This window comes from Pseudomonas sp. MWU13-2862 (assembly GCF_023242495.1).
In the GTDB taxonomy this organism is placed as follows: domain Bacteria; phylum Pseudomonadota; class Gammaproteobacteria; order Pseudomonadales; family Pseudomonadaceae; genus Aquipseudomonas; species Aquipseudomonas gingeri_D.
Genome location: NZ_JALMEZ010000012.1, coordinates 78,812 through 97,216, shown reverse-complemented (window position 1 = coordinate 97,216; position 18,405 = coordinate 78,812). Strand labels below are relative to the sequence as shown.

Annotated in this window: 16 protein-coding genes; 11 read left to right on the top strand and 5 right to left on the bottom strand. The window is 62.5% G+C overall.

The annotated features are described in order from the left end of the window. Nucleotides 1–17 precede the first annotated feature (17 nt). The 4 genes from M5C56_RS21270 (at nt 18) to M5C56_RS21255 (ending at nt 3,053) form a co-directional block, all read left to right on the top strand. Nucleotides 18–404, top strand: a complete 387-nt coding sequence (locus M5C56_RS21270) for a CidA/LrgA family protein (protein WP_103496565.1) — start codon at nt 18–20, stop codon at nt 402–404. Then, the gene (locus M5C56_RS21265; protein WP_103496566.1) at nt 394–1,080 is read left to right on the top strand and encodes an LrgB family protein; all 687 of its coding nucleotides are present in this window, start codon (nt 394–396) and stop codon (nt 1,078–1,080) included. Before M5C56_RS21270 ends, M5C56_RS21265 begins: the two co-directional genes overlap by 11 nt. A 117-nt stretch (nt 1,081–1,197) precedes the next feature. Then, the gene (locus M5C56_RS21260; protein ID WP_103496567.1) at nt 1,198–1,980 is read left to right on the top strand and encodes a class II aldolase/adducin family protein; all 783 of its coding nucleotides are present in this window, start codon (nt 1,198–1,200) and stop codon (nt 1,978–1,980) included. Between the two features lie 161 nt (nt 1,981–2,141). Continuing rightward, entirely contained in the window at nt 2,142–3,053 is a 912-nt protein-coding gene (locus M5C56_RS21255; protein WP_103496568.1) for an SDR family oxidoreductase, read from the top strand. Nucleotides 3,054–3,210: 157 nt separating this feature from the next. On the opposite strand, the gene M5C56_RS21250 is transcribed toward M5C56_RS21255, so the two are convergent. Next, nucleotides 3,211–3,996, bottom strand: a complete 786-nt coding sequence (locus M5C56_RS21250; protein WP_103496569.1) for an N-acetylmuramoyl-L-alanine amidase — start codon at nt 3,994–3,996, stop codon at nt 3,211–3,213. A gap of 539 nt (nt 3,997–4,535) precedes the next feature. On the opposite strand from M5C56_RS21250, the gene M5C56_RS21245 reads away from it, so the two are divergent. From M5C56_RS21245 to M5C56_RS21235, 3 genes are all read left to right on the top strand, one after another. After that, nucleotides 4,536–6,320: a DUF1302 domain-containing protein gene (locus M5C56_RS21245; protein WP_103496570.1), complete on the top strand. Its 1,785-nt coding sequence runs from the start codon at nt 4,536–4,538 to the stop codon at nt 6,318–6,320. 24 nt (nt 6,321–6,344) lie between these two features. After that, nucleotides 6,345–7,712, top strand: a complete 1,368-nt coding sequence (locus M5C56_RS21240) for a DUF1329 domain-containing protein (protein WP_103496571.1) — start codon at nt 6,345–6,347, stop codon at nt 7,710–7,712. Nucleotides 7,713–7,942: 230 nt separating this feature from the next. Then, nucleotides 7,943–10,492: a LuxR C-terminal-related transcriptional regulator gene (locus tag M5C56_RS21235; RefSeq protein ID WP_103496572.1), complete on the top strand. Its 2,550-nt coding sequence runs from the start codon at nt 7,943–7,945 to the stop codon at nt 10,490–10,492. 11 nt (nt 10,493–10,503) lie between these two features. Here the strand turns inward: M5C56_RS21235 and M5C56_RS21230 are convergent, their stop codons facing one another. Further along, complete coding sequence (locus M5C56_RS21230) at nt 10,504–11,298, bottom strand: IclR family transcriptional regulator (RefSeq protein ID WP_103496573.1); 795 nt, start codon at nt 11,296–11,298, stop codon at nt 10,504–10,506. A 185-nt stretch (nt 11,299–11,483) separates the two neighbouring features. Between M5C56_RS21230 and hmgA the strand changes: the two genes are divergently transcribed. From hmgA to maiA, 3 genes are read left to right on the top strand one after another with little or no spacing between them, the layout of a single operon-like run. Next, a complete protein-coding gene (hmgA, locus tag M5C56_RS21225) occupies nt 11,484–12,782 on the top strand; it encodes a homogentisate 1,2-dioxygenase (protein WP_103496574.1) in 1,299 nt (432 codons plus the stop codon). A gap of 3 nt (nt 12,783–12,785) precedes the next feature. Continuing rightward, a complete protein-coding gene (gene fahA, locus M5C56_RS21220) occupies nt 12,786–14,090 on the top strand; it encodes a fumarylacetoacetase (RefSeq protein WP_103496575.1) in 1,305 nt (434 codons plus the stop codon). 12 nt (nt 14,091–14,102) lie between these two features. Beyond that, nucleotides 14,103–14,741, top strand: coding sequence for a maleylacetoacetate isomerase (maiA, locus tag M5C56_RS21215; RefSeq protein WP_103496576.1), 639 nt, complete (start codon nt 14,103–14,105; stop codon nt 14,739–14,741). Between the two features lie 10 nt (nt 14,742–14,751). Here the strand turns inward: maiA and M5C56_RS21210 are convergent, their stop codons facing one another. Next, the gene (locus tag M5C56_RS21210) at nt 14,752–15,555 is read right to left on the bottom strand and encodes a transglutaminase family protein (RefSeq protein WP_103496577.1); all 804 of its coding nucleotides are present in this window, start codon (nt 15,553–15,555) and stop codon (nt 14,752–14,754) included. Between the two features lie 178 nt (nt 15,556–15,733). Here M5C56_RS21210 and M5C56_RS21205 point away from each other — a divergent pair, with 178 nt between their 5' ends. Continuing rightward, nucleotides 15,734–16,753 (top strand): Glu/Leu/Phe/Val dehydrogenase dimerization domain-containing protein, encoded by a 1,020-nt coding sequence (locus tag M5C56_RS21205; RefSeq protein ID WP_103496578.1) that lies wholly within the window; start codon nt 15,734–15,736, stop codon nt 16,751–16,753. Nucleotides 16,754–16,783: 30 nt separating this feature from the next. Here the strand turns inward: M5C56_RS21205 and M5C56_RS21200 are convergent, their stop codons facing one another. After that, nucleotides 16,784–17,050, bottom strand: coding sequence for a YebG family protein (locus M5C56_RS21200; RefSeq protein WP_103496579.1), 267 nt, complete (start codon nt 17,048–17,050; stop codon nt 16,784–16,786). A gap of 280 nt (nt 17,051–17,330) precedes the next feature. After that, entirely contained in the window at nt 17,331–18,344 is a 1,014-nt protein-coding gene (locus M5C56_RS21195) for an AraC family transcriptional regulator ligand-binding domain-containing protein (protein WP_348648047.1), read from the bottom strand. Between the last annotated feature and the right edge of the window lie 61 nt (nt 18,345–18,405).

Genomic DNA, 18,405 nt, shown 5'->3' with positions numbered 1-18,405 from the left:
TGAGAGGACTGAATCCGATGAACCGTCTGTTGCTGAAAAAATCCTGCCGCCTGCTCGCCGAACTGGCCGTGTTGCTGGGGCTCTATCAGCTGGGCACGCTGTTCGCCGCCTGGAGCCACTGGCCGATTCCCGGCGGGGTGATCGGCCTGGCGCTGCTGTTGCTGGCCTTCGCCACCGGCCGGGTCAAGCCCGCCACCCTGCAACTGGGGGCCGGGCTGCTGATGGCGGAGATGTTGCTGTTCTTTATCCCGGCGGTGATGAGCCTGCTGGACTACGGCGCCATGGTCCGTCAGGACGGCTGGCGGATCCTCTTGGTGATCGGCGTCAGTACCCTGGCGGTGATGCTGGCGACGGCCTTTACCGTCGAGTTTGTCTGCCGCTGGAGCAGCCGTCATGAAGCTTGAGTGGATGTCGCTGTTCTGGCTGGGGCTGACCTTGGCCGCTTATGTGTTCAGCCGTTGGGTGTATGGCCGCACGGGCCGCTATCTGTTGTCGCCACTGATCCTGGTGCCGTTCGTGCTGCTGGCGGTGGCGCTGCCGCTGCACACGGCGTACGCCGAATATTCGCGCGATACCCACTGGCTGATGCTGATCCTCGGGCCGGTCACCGTGGCCTTCGCGGTGCCGATCTGGCAGCAGCGGCAGATGCTGATGCGCCATGGCCCGGCATTGCTGCTGGGGATGTTCGCCGGTAGCGCGGCGTCCATCGGCACTTCCTACGGATTGGCCAGGGCGCTGTCGCTGGATAACAGTCTGGCCCTGTCGCTGGTGCCGCGCTCGATCACCACGCCCTTTGCCATGCCGCTGGCGCAGGACCTCGGCGGCGTGCCGGAACTGACTGCGGTGTTCGTGATGGTCACCGGGGTGTTCGGGGCATTTCTCGGCGGGCTGCTGCTCAAGTGGTTGCCGTTGCGCAGCAGTCTGGCCCGCGGTGCGTTGTTCGGTGTGGGGGCTCACGGTGCCGGGGTCAGTCGCGCCCGTGAAGTCGGTGGCGAAGAGGGCTCGGTGGCGGGCCTGGTGATGGTGTTGACCGGTTTGCTGAACCTGTTTGCCGCACCGCTGTTGGCGGCAGTGATCTGATGACTCGCTGACCCGCTGAGTCATCAAGCTGGCTGGCAATGCGACTCCGTCGGGGTAACCGGCTGTTCTAGACTGGTCGGTACTAGAATAAAAACCGCAAACCCCGAGGTCAGTGCCGTGAACGCAGCCCCTGTTACCGCCGCACCCGATGTGAAGAGCCAAGTCAGCGCCGCCGAATGGCAGACCCGCGTGGACCTGGCGGCCTGTTATCGCCTGGTGGCGATGCACGGCTGGGACGACCTGATCTTCACCCATATCTCGGCCAAGGTGCCGGGTACCGAGGATTTCCTGATCAACCCTTATGGGCTGATGTTCCACGAGATCACCGCGTCGAGCCTGGTCAAGGTCGACCAGGCCGGCAACAAGCTGTTGGACAGCCCCTACGAGATCAACCCGGCCGGCTACACCATCCACAGCGCTATCCATGAGGTGCGGCACGATGTGACCTGTGTGCTGCACACCCACACCGCCGCCGGTGTCGCGGTTTCGGCACAGCAGCAGGGCGTGTTGCCCATCAGCCAGCAATCGCTGTTCGTGCTGTCGAGCCTGGCCTATCACGCCTACGAAGGGGTGGCCCTCAACCATGAGGAGAAAGCGCGGTTGCAGGCCGATCTCGGCGAAAACAACTTTCTGATGCTGCACAACCACGGCCTGCTCACCTGTGGCTCGACCATCGCCGACACCTTCCTGATGATGTTCACCTTCCAGCGCGCCTGCGATATCCAGGTGCTGGCGCAAAATGGCGCGGCGCCGCTGATCGCCATCGAGCCGCAGATACTCGCCGGAGCCAAGGCCATGGTCGCCGCGGTCACCCGTAGTGCCCAGGGCATGGGCGGGGCGCTGGCCTGGCCGGCGCTGCTGCGCAAGCTGGACAAAGAGGACTCCGGGTTCCGGCTCTGAGGCCGCTGCTCGGCGTGCGTCAACAGGGACAGGCGCGGCCAGGGCCGGACTATCCCTCTGCCTTATCGCGTACCATTCAGCCCTGGCCGACTTTATTGTGACCAAAGGCCGGGTGTCAGACACTCGGCGTCTATTTCCATCGGCCCTGGCTGGAGTCCTGTATGAGTGAGTCTGTGCGCTTCGAAGATAAAGTGGTGATCGTCACTGGCGCTGGCGGCGGCCTGGGACGTGCCCATGCACTGCTGTTCGCCCGCCATGGGGCCAAAGTGGTGGTCAACGACCTCGGCGGCTCGGCCCACGGCGAAGGCGCCAATGCCTCGGCGGCGGACAAGGTGGTGGCCGAGATTCGCGAGGCCGGCGGTACCGCAGTGGCCAACCATGACTCGGTCACCGATGGCGACAAGATCGTGCAGAACGCCCTGGATGCCTTTGGTCGTATCGATGTGGTGGTGAACAACGCCGGCATCCTGCGGGACAAGACCTTCCTGAAAATGGAGGATGCCGACTGGGACCTGGTTTACCGGGTGCATGTCGAAGGTGCCTACAAAGTTACCCACGCTGCCTGGCCGCATATGCGTGAGCAAAACTATGGCCGGGTGATCTTCACCGCATCGACTTCCGGTATCTACGGCAATTTCGGCCAGTCCAACTATGGCATGGCCAAGCTTGGCCTGTATGGCCTGACCCGGACCCTGGCCATCGAGGGGCGCAAGAACAATATCCTGGTCAACGCCATTGCCCCGACGGGTGGCACGCGCATGACCGAAGGCCTTATTCCGCCGCAGGTCTTCGAGCTGCTCAAGCCGGAGCTGATCAGCCCGCTGGTGGTATTCCTCGGCAGTGAGCAGTGCGATGAAACATCCGGCCTGTTCGAAGTCGGTGGCGGCTGGATCGGCAAGACCCGCTGGGAGCGCAGCCTGGGCGCCGGCTTCGATCCGCACAATGGTTTTTCCGTGGAGGACGTGGCGGCCAGCTGGAAGCAGATCTGCGATTTCGACGGTGCCGTGCACCCGAAGGACACGCCTGAAGCCCTGCGGGAAATGATGGCGAATCTGCAGAAATACCTGGCCTGAAAACAGGGCTGCCTGACACAACGCAGCATCTGAGCTGGCTTGCCGGCGATAGCGGCCGCGAGGGCGATACAAGGCTCAAAGTCCTCATCGCCGGCAAACCGGCTCCTACAGGGGGGGGTAATAACCGGACAGGGGCAAGCCCTGCACCGGTTTTGCCTCAGTTGGCCTGTATTGCCCCCGGGAAGTACTTCTCCACCAGTGCCGCGAGGATCGCCGCGGTCTCGGCATCCAGCACCCCATCGTAATTCTCCGCTCGGAAATGCAACTGGAAGGCCCTGACCAGTTGTTTGAACCCCGTTTGCGTGTCGGCTCCCGTCACGTCATACCCGTACTTCTTGAACCGCTCCAAGGTTGTTTTCTGAGGGGGCAGGCCCGCGCGCAGATAGTGCTGCAGGTAGCGGTCGCGGGTGCTTTCGTCAAACCAGGCGCCGATGCCCGACAGGTACAGATCGTGCCAGGGAAAGGCGGCTCCCGGATCACTCTTGCGGCTCCAGGCGATATCCGAATGTCCGACCACCTGGGTGGGCGTGATCTCGGGATGGCGGGCGAGGATATTCAACGACAACTGCTTGAGCGCCTCGATCTGCCGGGGCTCATAGGGCGGAAAATGAAACTGCCCCCCGCTGTCTGAAGCCAGGTTGACGATCTCGATGCCGATCGAGGTGTCGTTGAGCTGCGTTCTGCCAGCCCAGGCACTGGCACCGGCATGCCAGGCGCGCTTGTCTTCGTCGACCAGATTGAAGATTTCCTGCTCCTTGAAACCGGCCTGGAGATAGCTCGGGTCGGTGACATCGGGCACCAGGTAATGGCTGCTGACCTGGGCGCCGGTGAGGGCCTTGACCGAGCTGGCGAAGTCGATGGCGGTGTAATGCAGCACCAGAAAGCGAACCCTGTCGTTGAAACCCCGGGTGCTGCGATAGGTGTTGTAATTGATCGATTTCATAAGCGACTCCTTCCCTATCCCGTGATGTTGTTGAGTGGAACAGGGTGAGTCGTGGTGTTGAGCCGGAATAGCGGCCTGGGTCTTTCCAGATTGTAAGAAGGGTCCCTGGTTGCTTGTGAAGTTTCAGCGGTCCTGAAAGCCTGTCGTGACCTTGAATGGCGCGGGCATAAAAAAAGCCACTGCAAACGCAGTGGCCAAGGGAAGACGTTCGATCAAGGAGTAAATCAACGTCAGTAAAGAGTAGATGACGTTCATAATAAGGCGTTCGGTTTCGTTGAAACAGCCTGCTTTGCGACAATCACTGTTACCGTTGGAGTAACAGTCGTCTGCGCAAGTCACTACACCCGGAGCCGTCCCGGCTGCCCTCCATCCATATGCGCTATGACGCGTTATCCACAGGTTCGATGGCGCGCTGCAAAGCGCGCCGCAGGCACTCGTTCATCCTTTCGAGGTACAGCACGAATACCTCCTTGGTGCGCTTATCGCTCCCGTTGGTGGTGAGTAGGGTGAAGCCTTCTGTCACACACCGGGGAAGACGCATGACAAAAACAACAATGCGCGCCATCTTCACGCCGCAGGCTCTGGCCATCGCGGTTGCCATGGGCGTCAGTGCGCAGGCGCAGGCGGTTTCGTTCAATATCGGGGAAATCGAAGGCAAATTCGACTCATCCCTGTCGGCCGGCGTGAGCTGGGGCCTGCGCGATGCCGACAAGAGCCTGGTAGGGGTGCCCAACGGCGGTACCGGCCAGGCCTCCACCGGTGATGACGGACGCTTGAACTACAAGAAGGGCGAAGCCTTCTCGAAGATCATCAAGGGCATTCATGACCTGGAATTGAAGTACGGTGACACCGGCGTCTTCGTCCGGGGCAAGTACTGGTACGATTTCGCGACCGCCGACGAAAGCCAGGACTTCAAGGACATCAGCGATCACCATCGTGATGAAGCGGCACGTTCTTCGGGCGCGCAAATCCTCGACGCCTTCATCTATCACAACTACTCCATCGCCGACCTGCCGGGCACTGTGCGCCTGGGCAAGCAGGTGGTCAGTTGGGGTGAAAGTACCTTTATCGGTAACTCGATCAACAGCATCAACCCCATCGACGTCTCGGCCTTCCGCCGGCCGGGTGCCGAGATCAAGGAAGGCCTGATCCCGGTCAATATGTTCTTCGCTTCCCAGAGCCTGACCGACCAACTGACGGTCGAAGGGTTCTACCAGTTGAACTGGGAAAACACCGTCGTCGACAACTGCGGGACCTTCTTCGGCAACGATGTGGTGCAACACGGTTGCAACAACAACTACACCGTCGGCAGCCCGGCGATCGCGCCGTTGCAACCGCTGGCCGCGGCGTTCGGCCAGGGCTTTCAGGTCACTCCGGAAGGTGTTGTGGTGCAGCGCGGCGATGACCGCGATGCCCGTGACGGTGGCCAATGGGGCATGGCCTTGCGCTGGCTGGGCAGCGACACCGAGTACGGCCTGTATTTCATGAACTACCACAGCCGAACCCCGACCGTCGGCACCACCACCGCCAGTGCCAGTACCATCACGGCGCTGGGCAGTATCCTGCCGCTGACACCGGCACCGTTCCGTAGCGGCCTGGCGCAAAGCATCATGCTGGGACGCGGTCAGTACTATCTCGAGTACCCGGAAGACATCCGCCTCTACGGCGCCAGCTTCTCCACCACCTTGCCAACCGGTACGGCCTGGAGTGGCGAGATCAGCTATCGTCCCAACGCCCCGGTGCAGCTCAACACCACCGACCTGACCCTGGCACTGGTCAATCCGATTGCCGGTGGTGCTGCCTCACCGATCCAGACCAGCCCCGGTTCCGACAACCCCGGCTACCGCCGCAAGGAAATCACCCAGATACAAAGCACCCTGACGCAGTTCTTCGACCAGGTCCTGGGTGCCGAGCGCCTGACATTGGTGGGCGAGGCGGGAATGACCTACGTCGGCGGCCTGGAGACCAAGGACAAGCTGCGTTACGGGCGTGACTCGGTCTACGGTGCCTACGGCTTCCAGGGTGATACCAGTGGTTTCGTCACCGCCACCTCCTGGGGCTACCGTGCCCGGGCGATCCTCGACTACAGCAACGTGTTCGCCGGGATCAACCTCAAGCCGAACCTGTCCTGGTCCCATGACGTCAAGGGTTATGGCCCCAACGGCATCTTCAACCAGGGCGCCAAGGCGGTCAGCATCGGTGTGGACGCCGACTACCGCAACACCTACACCGCGAGCCTCAGCTTCACCGACTTTTTCGGTGGCAACTACAACACCCTGATTGACCGTGACTTCGTGGCGCTCAGCGTCGGCGCGAACTTCTGATCCAGGCTTGAGAAGGACAACTTTATGCGCAAGATGATTTTGCAATGTGGCGCCCTGGCCCTGAGCCTGCTGGCCGCCAACGTCATGGCGGCGGTTTCCCCGGAGGAAGCGGCCAAGCTCGGCACCAGCCTGACCGCCATCGGCGCGGAAAAGGCCGGTAATGCCGACGGCTCGATCCCGGCCTACACCGGCGGTATCCCGAAAAACGCCGGTGCGGTGGACAGTAAAGGTTTCCTGGCCGACCCATTCGCCAATGAAAAACCCTTGTTCATCATCACCGCGGCCACCGCCGAGCAGTACAAGGCCAAGCTTTCCGAAGGCCAGCTCGCTATGTTCAAGCGCTATCCGCAGACCTACAAGATCCCGGTCTATCCGACCCACCGCACGGTGGTCCTGCCGGACGCGGTTCTCGAGGCGGCCAAGCGCAGCGCCTTGAACGTCACTACGATCAATGACGGCAACGGCCTGGCGAACTTCACCGGCAACCGCTACTACGCCTTCCCGATTCCGAAGACCGGCGTGGAAGTGCTGTGGAACCACATCACCCGCTACCACGGTGGCAACCTGCGTCGCACCATCACCCAGGCCACGCCGCAGACCGACGGTTCCTTCACCCCGATCACCTTCGAGGAAGAAGCCGCCGTGCCGTCGGAGATCCCCGACCTGGGGCCGGACAAGGGCGCCAACGTGCTGACCTTCTTCAAGCAGGAAGTCACCGCGCCGGCGCGCCTGGCAGGCAACGTGCTGCTGGTGCACGAAACCCTCGACCAGGTGAAGGAACCGCGTCTGGCCTGGATCTACAACGCCGGCCAGCGCCGTGTACGTCGCGCCCCGCAAGTCGCCTATGACGGTCCGGGTACCGCCGCCGACGGCCTGCGCACCTCGGACAACTTCGACATGTTCTCCGGCGCGCCGGACCGTTACGATTGGAAACTGATCGGCAAGAAGGAGATGTACATCCCCTACAACAGCTACAAGCTCGACTCGCCGACCCTCAAGTACACCGACATCATCAAGGCCGGTCATATCAACCAGGACCTGACCCGCTACGAGCTGCACCGGGTCTGGGAAATCGAGGGCACGGTCAAGCCGAGCGAGCGGCATATCTATGCCAAGCGCCATATGTACCTCGACGAAGACAGCTGGCAGGTCGCGCTGGTGGATCACTACGACGGTCGCGGCCAACTGTGGCGGGTGGCCGAAGGTCATGCGCAGTTCTACTACGACCACCAGGTGCCGGCTTATACCGTTGAAACCCTGTATGACCTGATTGCCGGGCGTTACATCGCCCTGGGCATGAAGAACGAAGAGAAGCACAGCTTCCAGTTCGGCTTTGTCGGCAAGGCGGCGGACTACACGCCGGCGGCGCTGCGGGCGAGCGGGGTTCGCTAAGCCTCCATCGTCCTGTAGGAGCCGGGCTTGCCCGCGAAGAGGCCCGTGAGGGCGCTAAAAGCTTCGCGGGCAAGCCCGGCTCCTACAGGTTGCGTGGTGCTTTCAAGGTCCCGTTCATCGGCCTTTCGGGGCCTTTTTTTATGGTCTGCGATAAGTTTCCTGAATATTTGTTCATCTCCAGGCGCTAACAGGGCTAGGGTGACTGGATAAAATCAAGAAAGGCCGCCGCAATGACCGCCATGACCCCGCGTCTGGACCGTCCCGGGTTCCTGCCTCGTTTATCTTCCCGCCATTTGCCACGTTCGCGGCTAAGCACACCCTTGATCGAGTCCCAGGCACGGGTCCGCCTGCTCTGCGCGCCCGCCGGCAGCGGCAAGAGCGCGTTGCTCGCCGAATGCCTGCTGCAAGCCCCGCCCAGCTGTGGCGTGTGCTGGCTACCGCTGTCCGGTGCGAATCTCACCCCCGACGCCTTCTGCGCGGCCCTGGCCCAGGCACTTGGGCTGGACGAGTTCCAGGACGAATCGAGTCTGTTGGCGCGACTGGCGCGCTGGACCACCCCTACCTGGGTTTTTCTCGACGACTATTGCCGTTTGCCTAACCCGGCACTGGATCAACTGCTCGATCGCTTGCTGGCGCTCAGCAGTCCGGTCCTCAACTGGTGGCTGGGCGTGCGGCGGCGGCCTCACTGCAACTGGCCACGGCTGTTGCTCGAAGGTGAACTCTACGAGGTCGAGGGCCCGAGCCTGGCGTTCGAACGCGGCGAAATCGAACAGTTGGTCAGTCACCCGTCGATCACCCTGACCCCACAATGTCTCGATCGAATGGAGCAGTTCACCGCCGGTTGGTGCGCCGGGGTGCGGGTCGCCATGCTGGAAGCGCCGGCCTGGATCGCCAATGTTCCCGACGCCGGATCGCGACGTTCGGCGACCTTGCTCGACTACCTGCAACACGAACTGTTCGATGCCCTGGCACCGGAGCTGGCCGAAGCCTGGCGCGTGCTGGTGCATCTGCCGCGCTTCAATGCCGACCTTTGCGAGCACCTGTTCGGTGCGGGGGAGGGCGCCCAGTGGATGCGTACCCTGCAGGAACTGGGGTGTTTTATCGAACCCTGGGAAGACTCCTCGGAATGGCTGCGGGTGTTCGCGCCGCTGGCCCTGCTGCTGCGCGACGAACCCTGGCCGGCCGGGCGTTCCTGGCATCGCCGCGCCTGCCAGTGGTTCAGTGCCCGCGGCGACTGGCAGGCGGCGGTGGAACAGGCCCTGGCCGCCGAAGAGTTCGAGGTGGCGGCCAGCCTGTTGCACAACTTCACCTTCGATTACCTGTTCCAGGAACAGAACGTGGCGCTGTTGTTGCGCCTGCACGAGCAGCAGCCGGATGACCTGATGTTCGGCACGCCGCATCTGGTGGGGTTGATCACCACGGCGTTGTTGTTCGCCGGACGCTTCGACGAGGCGGCCCACAGCATCGAGCAGATGGCCCGTTTCTCCCCGCAATCGTCGGCGGCGGCACAGCGGCAACTGGTGGCGCGCTGGCAGGCCCAGCAGGGCTGGTTGCTGCACTTGCAGGGGCAGGCGCAACGGGCACGCGGACATTTTCTCGAAGCCTTGCAGGACCTGCCGCCGGTCGCCTGGCCGGCGCGGTTGTTCTGCCTGTCGGGGCTGACCCAGCAGGCGCTGCTCGATGGCGAGTTGGAGCAGGCCCATGCCTTGAGTCGCGAAGCCCTGTGCCTGGCACGGGCGCAAGGCTCGCTGTTGTTCGAGGCGCTGCTGGAACTGGACCATGCGCAGTTGCTGGAGCAGCGCGGTGCCCTGCATCGCAGCGAGAGCCTGCTGGACAATATGCATGCCCTGTTGTCGGCCAAGCGTTACCTGGCGGGCCCGTTGCTGGGGCGGATCGCCTTGCGCCAGGGACGGATCGCCCTGCGCCAGGGCCGTGATCAACAAGCCGCCGAGCATTTCCAGGCAGGCCTGGATGAATGCCTGCGCAGCCAGGATAAACAGGCCTTGTACGGTTTTCTCGGGCTGGCCTTGCTGGATGCCAACCACGGCAACTACGCCCAGGCGTTTGTGCGCCTGCGCGATGCCGAACGCTTGATGCAGCAACGGCATATTCCGGATGTGGTGTATCGCGCGGTGCTGCTGATGGTCAGCTGCCATTTCTGGTTGCAGCAGGGGCGGCCGGAGTTGGCGGAAGAGGCGCTGACCCGGGTACTGCGTCACTACAGCGGCGCGGACGGGGTGCAGGCGCCACCGGCGACGCTGGAGTTGATCCCGCGTCTTGAATACCTGTTGGTGTTGGCGCAGGTCTATCTGCACAAGGCCCTGGCGCCGTTGGAGGCGTTGGCGCTATTGCTTGAACAGGCCCAGCGACGGGGCATGCAGGGCATGGAAACCGAACTGCGCCTGGCGCTGGCGGAAGTGGCTTTTCTGCAAGGGCGAGCGGCGCTGGCCAAGAGTCACCTGGAGGAGGGGCTGGCGCTGGTCAGCCGCTGTAATCTGCAACAGGCCTTGCGCGAGTTGCGCTTGCGCCAGCCGGGCATGCTGGCGAGCCTGGGGTTTGAAGAGGCGCTGATCGCCACGGGTGACAATCCCTTGAGCCAGCGTGAGCTGGAGGTGCTCAAGCTGATTGCCCTGGGCAGCTCCAATCTGCAGATCGCTGATCAGCTGTTTATTTCACTGCACACGGTGAAAACCCATGCGCGGCGGATTCACAGCAAGCTGGGGGTGGAGCGTCGGACCCAGGCAGTGGCCAAGGCCAAGGCCCTGGGCTTGATGGGGTAGCGGCTGGGTACTCAGGTCTTCTGATAACCCATCCGCCAACTGACCGCCTCGCTCGCCGCCAGCAACCGCTTGGCCGCCGGGCCGTCTTCATCGGCGTGGAACAGTGACGTCGGCCCCACCACCGTCAGCACCGCCACCACCTGGCCTAGCGCATTGAACACCGGCGCCGACAAGGCATCGACTCCCGGCATCAGCAAGCCATGGACGAAATGCAGCCCGCGCCGGCGGATCTGTTCACAGGTCGCGGTATATACGCTGACATCGGCCAGCGGGTGAGGGTGGCCGGCCTTGAGTTCCGCTTCCCGCAACTCGACCGTTTCCCGATCCGGCAGGAACGCGTTGAACACCAGCCCCGTGGACGAACTGAGCAGCGGCAGCACCGAACCCAACTGCGTTACCACCGTCACCGCGCGCACGGCCGGTTCGATATGCACCACGGTCGCCCCGTGGTTGCCCCAGACCGCGAGGAAGCAGCTTTCATTCAGGTCGTCGCGCAGCTCCGCCAGTGGCATCGCCGCCACATGCAGCACCTCCATGCTGTTCAGCGCCGCCAGGCCGACCCGCAGTGCTTCGCGCCCCAGGCCGTAGTGGTTGGTCGCCCGGTTCTGTTCGGCGAAGCCGCTGGCGATCAAGGCCTGCAGATAACGGTGGACCTTGCTCGCCGGCATCTGCACATGCTCGGCCAGGCGTGAGAGCGAGGTGCTGGGTGACAGTTCGGCCAGTGCCTTGAGGATATCGGTACCGACCTCCGCCGAGCGGACTTTCTGTTTACCGTTGCTGTCGCTGGTAGGACGCGGCTTTTCCATGGAAGCGATGTAATCCCGGGACGAATGGGCGTCTTTATAGCTTGACGGGCACTGTCAATCAAATTACGTTCTGCATAATCAAGTCACGTTATGCATAATTTCGTTTCCATAAAAATAAACCGACCCGTGCTGCATGCCTCTCGAATCAGCAGGCAGCCCCAGGTCCACTCCCTCCAGGAGGCTCCATGAGTCCCGATTCCACGGTGCTGGCCTATCAGTCCGGCTTCGGTAACGAATTCAGCAGCGAGGCCTTGCCCGGCGCGCTGCCGGTCGGCCAGAACTCCCCACAGAAAGCGCCTTACGGTCTGTATACCGAACTGTTCTCCGGCACGGCCTTCACCATGGCCCGTAGCGAAGCGCGGCGTACCTGGATGTATCGCATCCAGCCGTCGGCCCGGCACCCGGCGTTCGTCAAGCTGGAGCGGCAACTGGCCGGTGGCCCGCTGGGTTCGGTCACCCCCAACCGCCTGCGCTGGAACCCGCTGGAGATCCCGGGCGAGCCCACGGATTTCCTCGACGGCCTGGTGAGCATGGCGGCCAACTCGGCGGCGGAGAAACCGGCCGGCATCAGCATCTACAGCTATCGCGCCAACCGCTCCATGGAACGGGTGTTCTTCAACGCCGACGGCGAATGGCTGCTGGTCCCGGAACAGGGGCGGCTGCGGCTCGTCACCGAACTCGGTGTGCTGGAAATTGAACCGCTGGAAATCGCCGTCCTGCCCCGTGGCCTGAAATTCCGCGTCGAACTGCTCGACCCGCAAGCCCGTGGTTACCTCGCCGAAAACCATGGCGCGCCGCTACGCCTGCCGGACCTCGGGCCGATCGGCAGCAACGGCCTGGCCAACCCGCGGGACTTCCTCACGCCGGTCGCCCATTACGAAGACCTGCGGCAACCGACCACCCTGGTGCAGAAGTTCCTCGGTGAGCTCTGGGGCTGCGAGCTCGATCATTCGCCCCTCAACGTGGTCGCCTGGCACGGCAACAACGTGCCGTACAAATACGACCTGCGCCGGTTCAACACCATCGGCACGGTCAGCTTCGATCACCCGGACCCGTCGATCTTCACCGTGCTGACTTCGCCCACCAGCGTGCCGGGCATGGCCAACCTCGACTTCGTGATCTTCCCGCCGCGCTGGATGGTGGCCGAGAATACCTTCCGTCCGCCGTGGTTCCATCGCAACCTGATGAACGAATTCATGGGCCTGATCCAGGGCGCCTACGACGCCAAGGCCGAAGGCTTCCTGCCCGGCGGCGCGTCGCTGCACAGTTGCATGAGCGCCCACGGCCCGGACGGTGAAACCTGCACCCGGGCGATTGCCGCCGAACTGGCGCCAAGCAAGATCGACAACACCATGGCCTTCATGTTCGAGACCAGCCAGGTATTGCGTGCGAGCCGCTTTGCCCTCGATTGCCCGCAGCTGCAAAGCAACTACGATACTTGCTGGGCCACCTTGCCCGTCACTTTCAACCCGAATCGGAGATAACCCATGAGTCAGCCAACCATCCTTCGCAGCTGGGTTGCCTCTGCCAACGGCCATACCGATTTCCCGTTGCAGAACCTGCCGCTGGGGGTGTTCAGTTACCAGGGTTCTACCCCGCGCAGTGGCGTGGCGATCGGCGAGCAGATCTTCGATCTGGAAGCAGCCCTGGAGTTCGGCTTGTTTGACGGTCTGGCCAAGGCCGCTGTCGAAGCGACCCGTGGCGGTCAGTTGAATGCCTTTTTCGAACTCGGCACCGCGGCTCGCGTGGCCTTGCGTGCCCGCCTGCTGGAACTGCTCGGCGAAGGCAGCAGCCTGCGTGGCAAGATCGAAGCCCAGGGTGCGAAGCTGCTGCACCTGGCTGCCGATTGCCAGTTGCACCTGCCGGCCAGGATCGGCGACTACACCGATTTTTATGTGGGCATCGAGCATGCGCAGAATGTCGGCAAGCTGTTCCGCCCCGACAACCCGCTGCTGCCCAACTACAAGTACGTGCCCATCGGTTATCACGGCCGCGCTTCGACCGTGCGCCCGTCCGGCGCCGAGGTGCGGCGGCCCAAGGGCCAGACCTTGCCCGCTGGGCAGACTGAGCCGACTTTCGGTCCCTGCGCACGACTGGACTACGAACTGGAGCTGGGCATCTGGATCGGCCAGGGCAATGCCATGGGGGAGTCGATTGCCATCGGTGATGCCGCCGAGCATATCGCCGGTTTCTGCCTGCTCAATGACTGGTCGGCACGGGATATCCAGGCCTGGGAATACCAGCCGCTGGGGCCGTTCCTGTCCAAGAGCTTTATCACCAGCGTCTCGCCCTGGGTGGTGACGGCCGAGGCATTGGCGCCGTTCCGCCAGGCCCAGCCGGCGCGTCCGCAAGGCGATCCGCAGCCGTTGCCGTACCTGTTCGACGCGGGCGATCAGCAGGGCGGCGCCTTTGATATCGAACTGGAAGTGTTGCTGCTGACCGAGGCGATGCGCGAGCAGAACCTGCCGGCCCAGCGCCTGACCTTGAGCAACACCCGGCACATGTACTGGACCGTGGCGCAGCTGGTGGCGCACCACAGCGTCAACGGCTGCCAGTTGCAGGCCGGCGACCTGTTCGGCTCGGGCACCTTGTCCGGTCCTGAAGCGGGGCAGTTCGGCAGCCTGCTGGAGATCACCGAAGGGGGTAAAAAAGCGGTGGAGCTACCATCGGGCGAAGTGCGCAAGTTCCTTGAGGACGGCGACGAAATCATCCTGCGGGCGCGGTGCAACCGTGAAGGTTTTGCTTCCATCGGCTTCGGCGAATGCCGCGGCAAGATTGTCTCGGCGCGTTGAGAGGAGAGGACCATGGAGCTTTACACGTATTACCGTTCCACCTCGTCCTACCGCGTGCGGATCGCCCTGGCCCTCAAGGGCCTGGATTACCATGCGCTGCCGATCAACCTGATCGCCCCGGGTGGCGGTGAGCAGCGTCAGGCGGAGTACCTGGCGATCAACCCCCAGGGCCGGGTGCCGGCCTTGCGCACCGATGCCGGGGATGTGCTGACGCAGTCGCCGGCGATCATCGAGTTTCTCGAGGAACGTTATCCACAGCCACCGCTGCTGGCCTCGGACCTGATGACCCGTGCCCGCGCGCGGGCGGTGGCGGCGGTGATCGGTTGCGATATTCATCCGTTGCACAACTCCGGCACCACCAACCTGCTGCGCCAGTGGGGGCATGACGATGCCCAGGTGCAGGAGTGGATCGGTCATTGGGTCAGCCAGGGGCTGACGGCGGTGGAGCAGTTGATTGGCGAGGTCGGTTATTGCTTTGGCAAGGAGCCGGGGCTGGCGGATGTGTACCTGATTCCGCAGCTGTATGCGGCGCAGCGTTTCAAGGTATCGCTGGAGGCTTATCCGCGTATTCGCCGGGTGGCGGCGCTGGCGGAACAGCATCCGGCGTTTATCCAGGCGCATCCGGCGAACCAGCCGGATACTCCGTTGTAAGGCATGCCGCCTAATGCACCACCGCATTCGGCGGCAATTGCCCCAGCCGTTCCGTCAGCCTTAGTCGCTGCAGCGGGTCTTCGCTGAGCAGCAGCGCCCGTTCCAGATCATGGCGTTCGGCCCGTGGGCAATCGAGGCGCTGGTACAGGCTGGCGCGGGCCAGGTAGTCGCCAGCATTGGCCTGGCCCAGTTCCAGGACCCGCTCGGCATCCACCAGGGCCCCGAGGAAGTCGTCGTTGGCCTGGTGCAATTGCCGCAGATTGCGCGACAGGCGCTGGAGCATCTGCACTGGCGTTGCGTTATGCATGTGCTCGGCCTTCAGCACCGTGCTCGGGCCGTACTGGCGGACCAGCAGTTCGCGGCAGTCGTTGGGGTAAAGGCGCCGGCCGCCACACGGGTCGAGCAGATGGTCGGCCCCCGGCACCCGCAGCAGGAAATGCCCGGGAAAATTCACCCCCACCAGCGGAATCTCCAACTGCCGGGCCAGTTCCAGGGCGATCAACGCCAGCGCCAGCGGTTGCCCGCGCCTGCGCTGCAGGACCTTGTCGAGCAGTGCCGCGTGAGGCCGCAGTGGGGTGAACTCGTCCTGCTGGAACCCCAGTTCGTTCAGCCGCCGCAACAGCGGCTGGCCCAACTCGCTGACCGGCAGCATCGGCAGGCCGGCGCTGACCCGTTGCTGCAGGTCGCGGAAATCGCGCAATACGGATTCAGGCAGGACCTGCGGGTCATGTTCGGCTGCTATCCACACGGCTGCTTCAAACACGGCGGGCGGTGTACGTTGCAGGCAGGCGAAAAAGGCTTGGCGGGGGTTCATCGAGATCTCCGGCAGAGTCTCTGTTTTAGCCCCGTGATGGGCTTTCGTCCAGTCCGCTTGCAGCGCTCGAGGGTTATGTCGCAAAAACTGCAAACGCCAGGGGCTTATTCCTGCTTGCTTCTGCAAGCTTTCCCACGAAGCCTATACTCGCTACAGGCAGTATCCAGGGGGCCTCTCGATGTTCGCTCTCATGCAAAGCACTCGTCTTGAGTCGCTGCACCTCAGTGTCGATCCGGTAACCGGGTTGAAGGCGGTGATTGCCATCCACAACCGTCGCCTCGGGCCGGCGCTGGGTGGCTGTCGTTACCTGGCCTATCCCGACGATGAAAGTGCCATGGTCGATGCCATTCGTTTGGCCCAGGGCATGAGCTACAAGGCCGCGCTCGCCGGGTTGCCGGTGGGCGGTGGGAAAGCGGTGATCATTCGTCCGCCCCATGTGGAAAGCCGCGCCGCCTTGTTCGAAGCCTTCGGCCGTTGTATCGAGCAGCTCAACGGGCGCTATATCACCGCCATCGACAGCGGAACCTCCACCGCCGACATGGACTGCATTGCCCAATACACCCAGCATGTCACCAGCACCACCAGCGCTGGCGACCCGTCGCCGCACGCGGCCATGGGCGTGTTTGCCGGGATTCGCACCACCGCCATGGCGCGGCTGGGCAGCGACAACCTGGAAGGTTTGCGAGTGGCGGTGCAAGGGTTGGGTAACGTCGGTTATGCCCTGGCCGAGCAGTTGCACGCGGCGGGTGCGGAGTTGCTGGTCAGCGATACCGACCCGGGCAAGGTGCAACTGGCCATGGAGCAACTGGGGGCCCATCCGATTGCCTGTGAAGCCTTGCTCAGTACCCCATGCGATATCCTCGCCCCTTGCAGCGTGGGCAATGTGCTCACCAGCCAGAGCGTGGCGCAGCTGCGTTGCGCGGCGGTGGCGGGTTCGGCCAGCACCCAGCTGACCCATATCAGCGTTGCCGATCAGTTGGAAAAACGCGGGATTCTTTATGCGCCCGACTACGTGATCAGCGCTGGCGGATTGATCTATGTCACCCTCAGGCACCGGGGCGAGGAACTGTCGACCATCACCGCCCACTTGTCCCGTATCGGCACGCGCCTGACCGAAGTCTTCGCCCATGCCCAGGCGGAAAAGCGCTCGCCGGCGCGGGTGGCCGACGAACTGGCGGAGCGCCTGCTTTACCGTTGAACGAACCGGTTCCTGCCGTCTGGCGCTGTTTTATTCGACAGGGGTAGGGGGCGAGAGCAATTCGCTCAGCGCATCCGGCTGGCTCTTGAACGCCCGGGCGAACACATCGCGGTTTTTCGCCATGTAGATGCCGGCTTCTTCCACCTGCTGCTCGCTCAGCGAGGGCACGGCTTTTTGCAGGACTTCGGCCAACAGCTCGGCCAATTCGAGCATTTTGTCATGACGGTCAGCTTCGGCTTTATCCATGAACAAACGCTCCAGATCTCGGCTGCTGCGGTATACCACTTCGACGGCCATTCACCACCTCACATGCCTTCACGATAGTTGTGTTTTGCAATTACTGTATTTATATACAGCTAAAAGCATAAGCGAATCCCCAGGGTTTGGGTAGTGGCTTTTTAATGTAGACCTATTTCGTGGTTTTTCAGGTGGACTGAGCTGCCTTTGGCGATCTCGCGGACACCGTTCCCCCTTGAGATAGGGGATGGGCAAATGGGGATGTTTATGACTGACAGCGACGATAAGGGGGGCGAGCTGCTCGGCCAGGAACACGCTGACCGCGCTAGCAAATGCAAGGTCAATCCTGCTGCTCCCGCTTTGCTACGGGAGGCTGAGTCTCACTGGAGACAAGCATTTGCGATCTCGCCCTGGCCGGTGTAATGCCACTCCAGGACTGAAATGCTCGAGCAAAGGAATTGGAATCATCAAACCCTAGAAGGAAAGAGATCTCAGCGCTCGACATGGCCGTGTTCCGTAGATAGTGACGCGCCAACGAAGCGCGTAGCGTATCTAATGTCTGTTGAAACGTTGTCCCTTCATCGTGCAATTTACGCTGCAATGTACGGGTACTGACCGCGAGCTTTCGACTGACCGACTGCATCGATACCTCGCCTGCGGGCAAGGATTCAAGCAGGACACTGCGTACCCTATCGGCCATGCCGCACGTCCTCTCCAGGTCGGACAATCGCTGACGCAGGCTAGGTTCGAAGAACAACCACATCTTGTGGTTCTCGGTCAGAAAAGGTCGTTCGACGTCTGCTGCAGCGAATACTACGCAGGCCAGGGGGCTTCTAGTCACAGGAATACCGAAGTAAGCCTGATAGGCATCTGAATCCGACTCAATAGCTAGCGAGGGCCAGCTCACTTGCAATGGTTGCACATGGCTACGAGTCGCTAACCTTGCCAGTTGCACGAAGAACACGATTTTAAAGGCTAAGAAAACTTCTGGTGGCGGCTCGGAAGGATCTAGAAAGTCCATGGTTACCGTGGTGTGCGCGTCAGTACGAACGACCCGAATCGTCATAGGTGCTATTAGCCGCACGTACTGGGCAATCCGTTCGAGAGCGCCGCCTAAATGGGTACTGCACAATGCTGCGAAAAGCTCCGGATCGAACCAGTCGGAGGACATTACCCTCGCGATCTGCAACGGCGCAGGCAACTCTGCGCAAACAGCCGCAGCCTCAGCATCAATCGCCCGCCACAGCTTGAAAAAATGTGCGGAATCCAAGCGCACGTTTTGCCGCGTGAACAGATCGCCTGGCATCTGTGCGCGACGCAAAACAGGTGCAGTGGCCAATCCGGCATCATGCATCAGCAATCGCCATCCGGGCCAAACAGAGAAGTCCAAAACGGAGCTGCGCTTGCCTGCCATG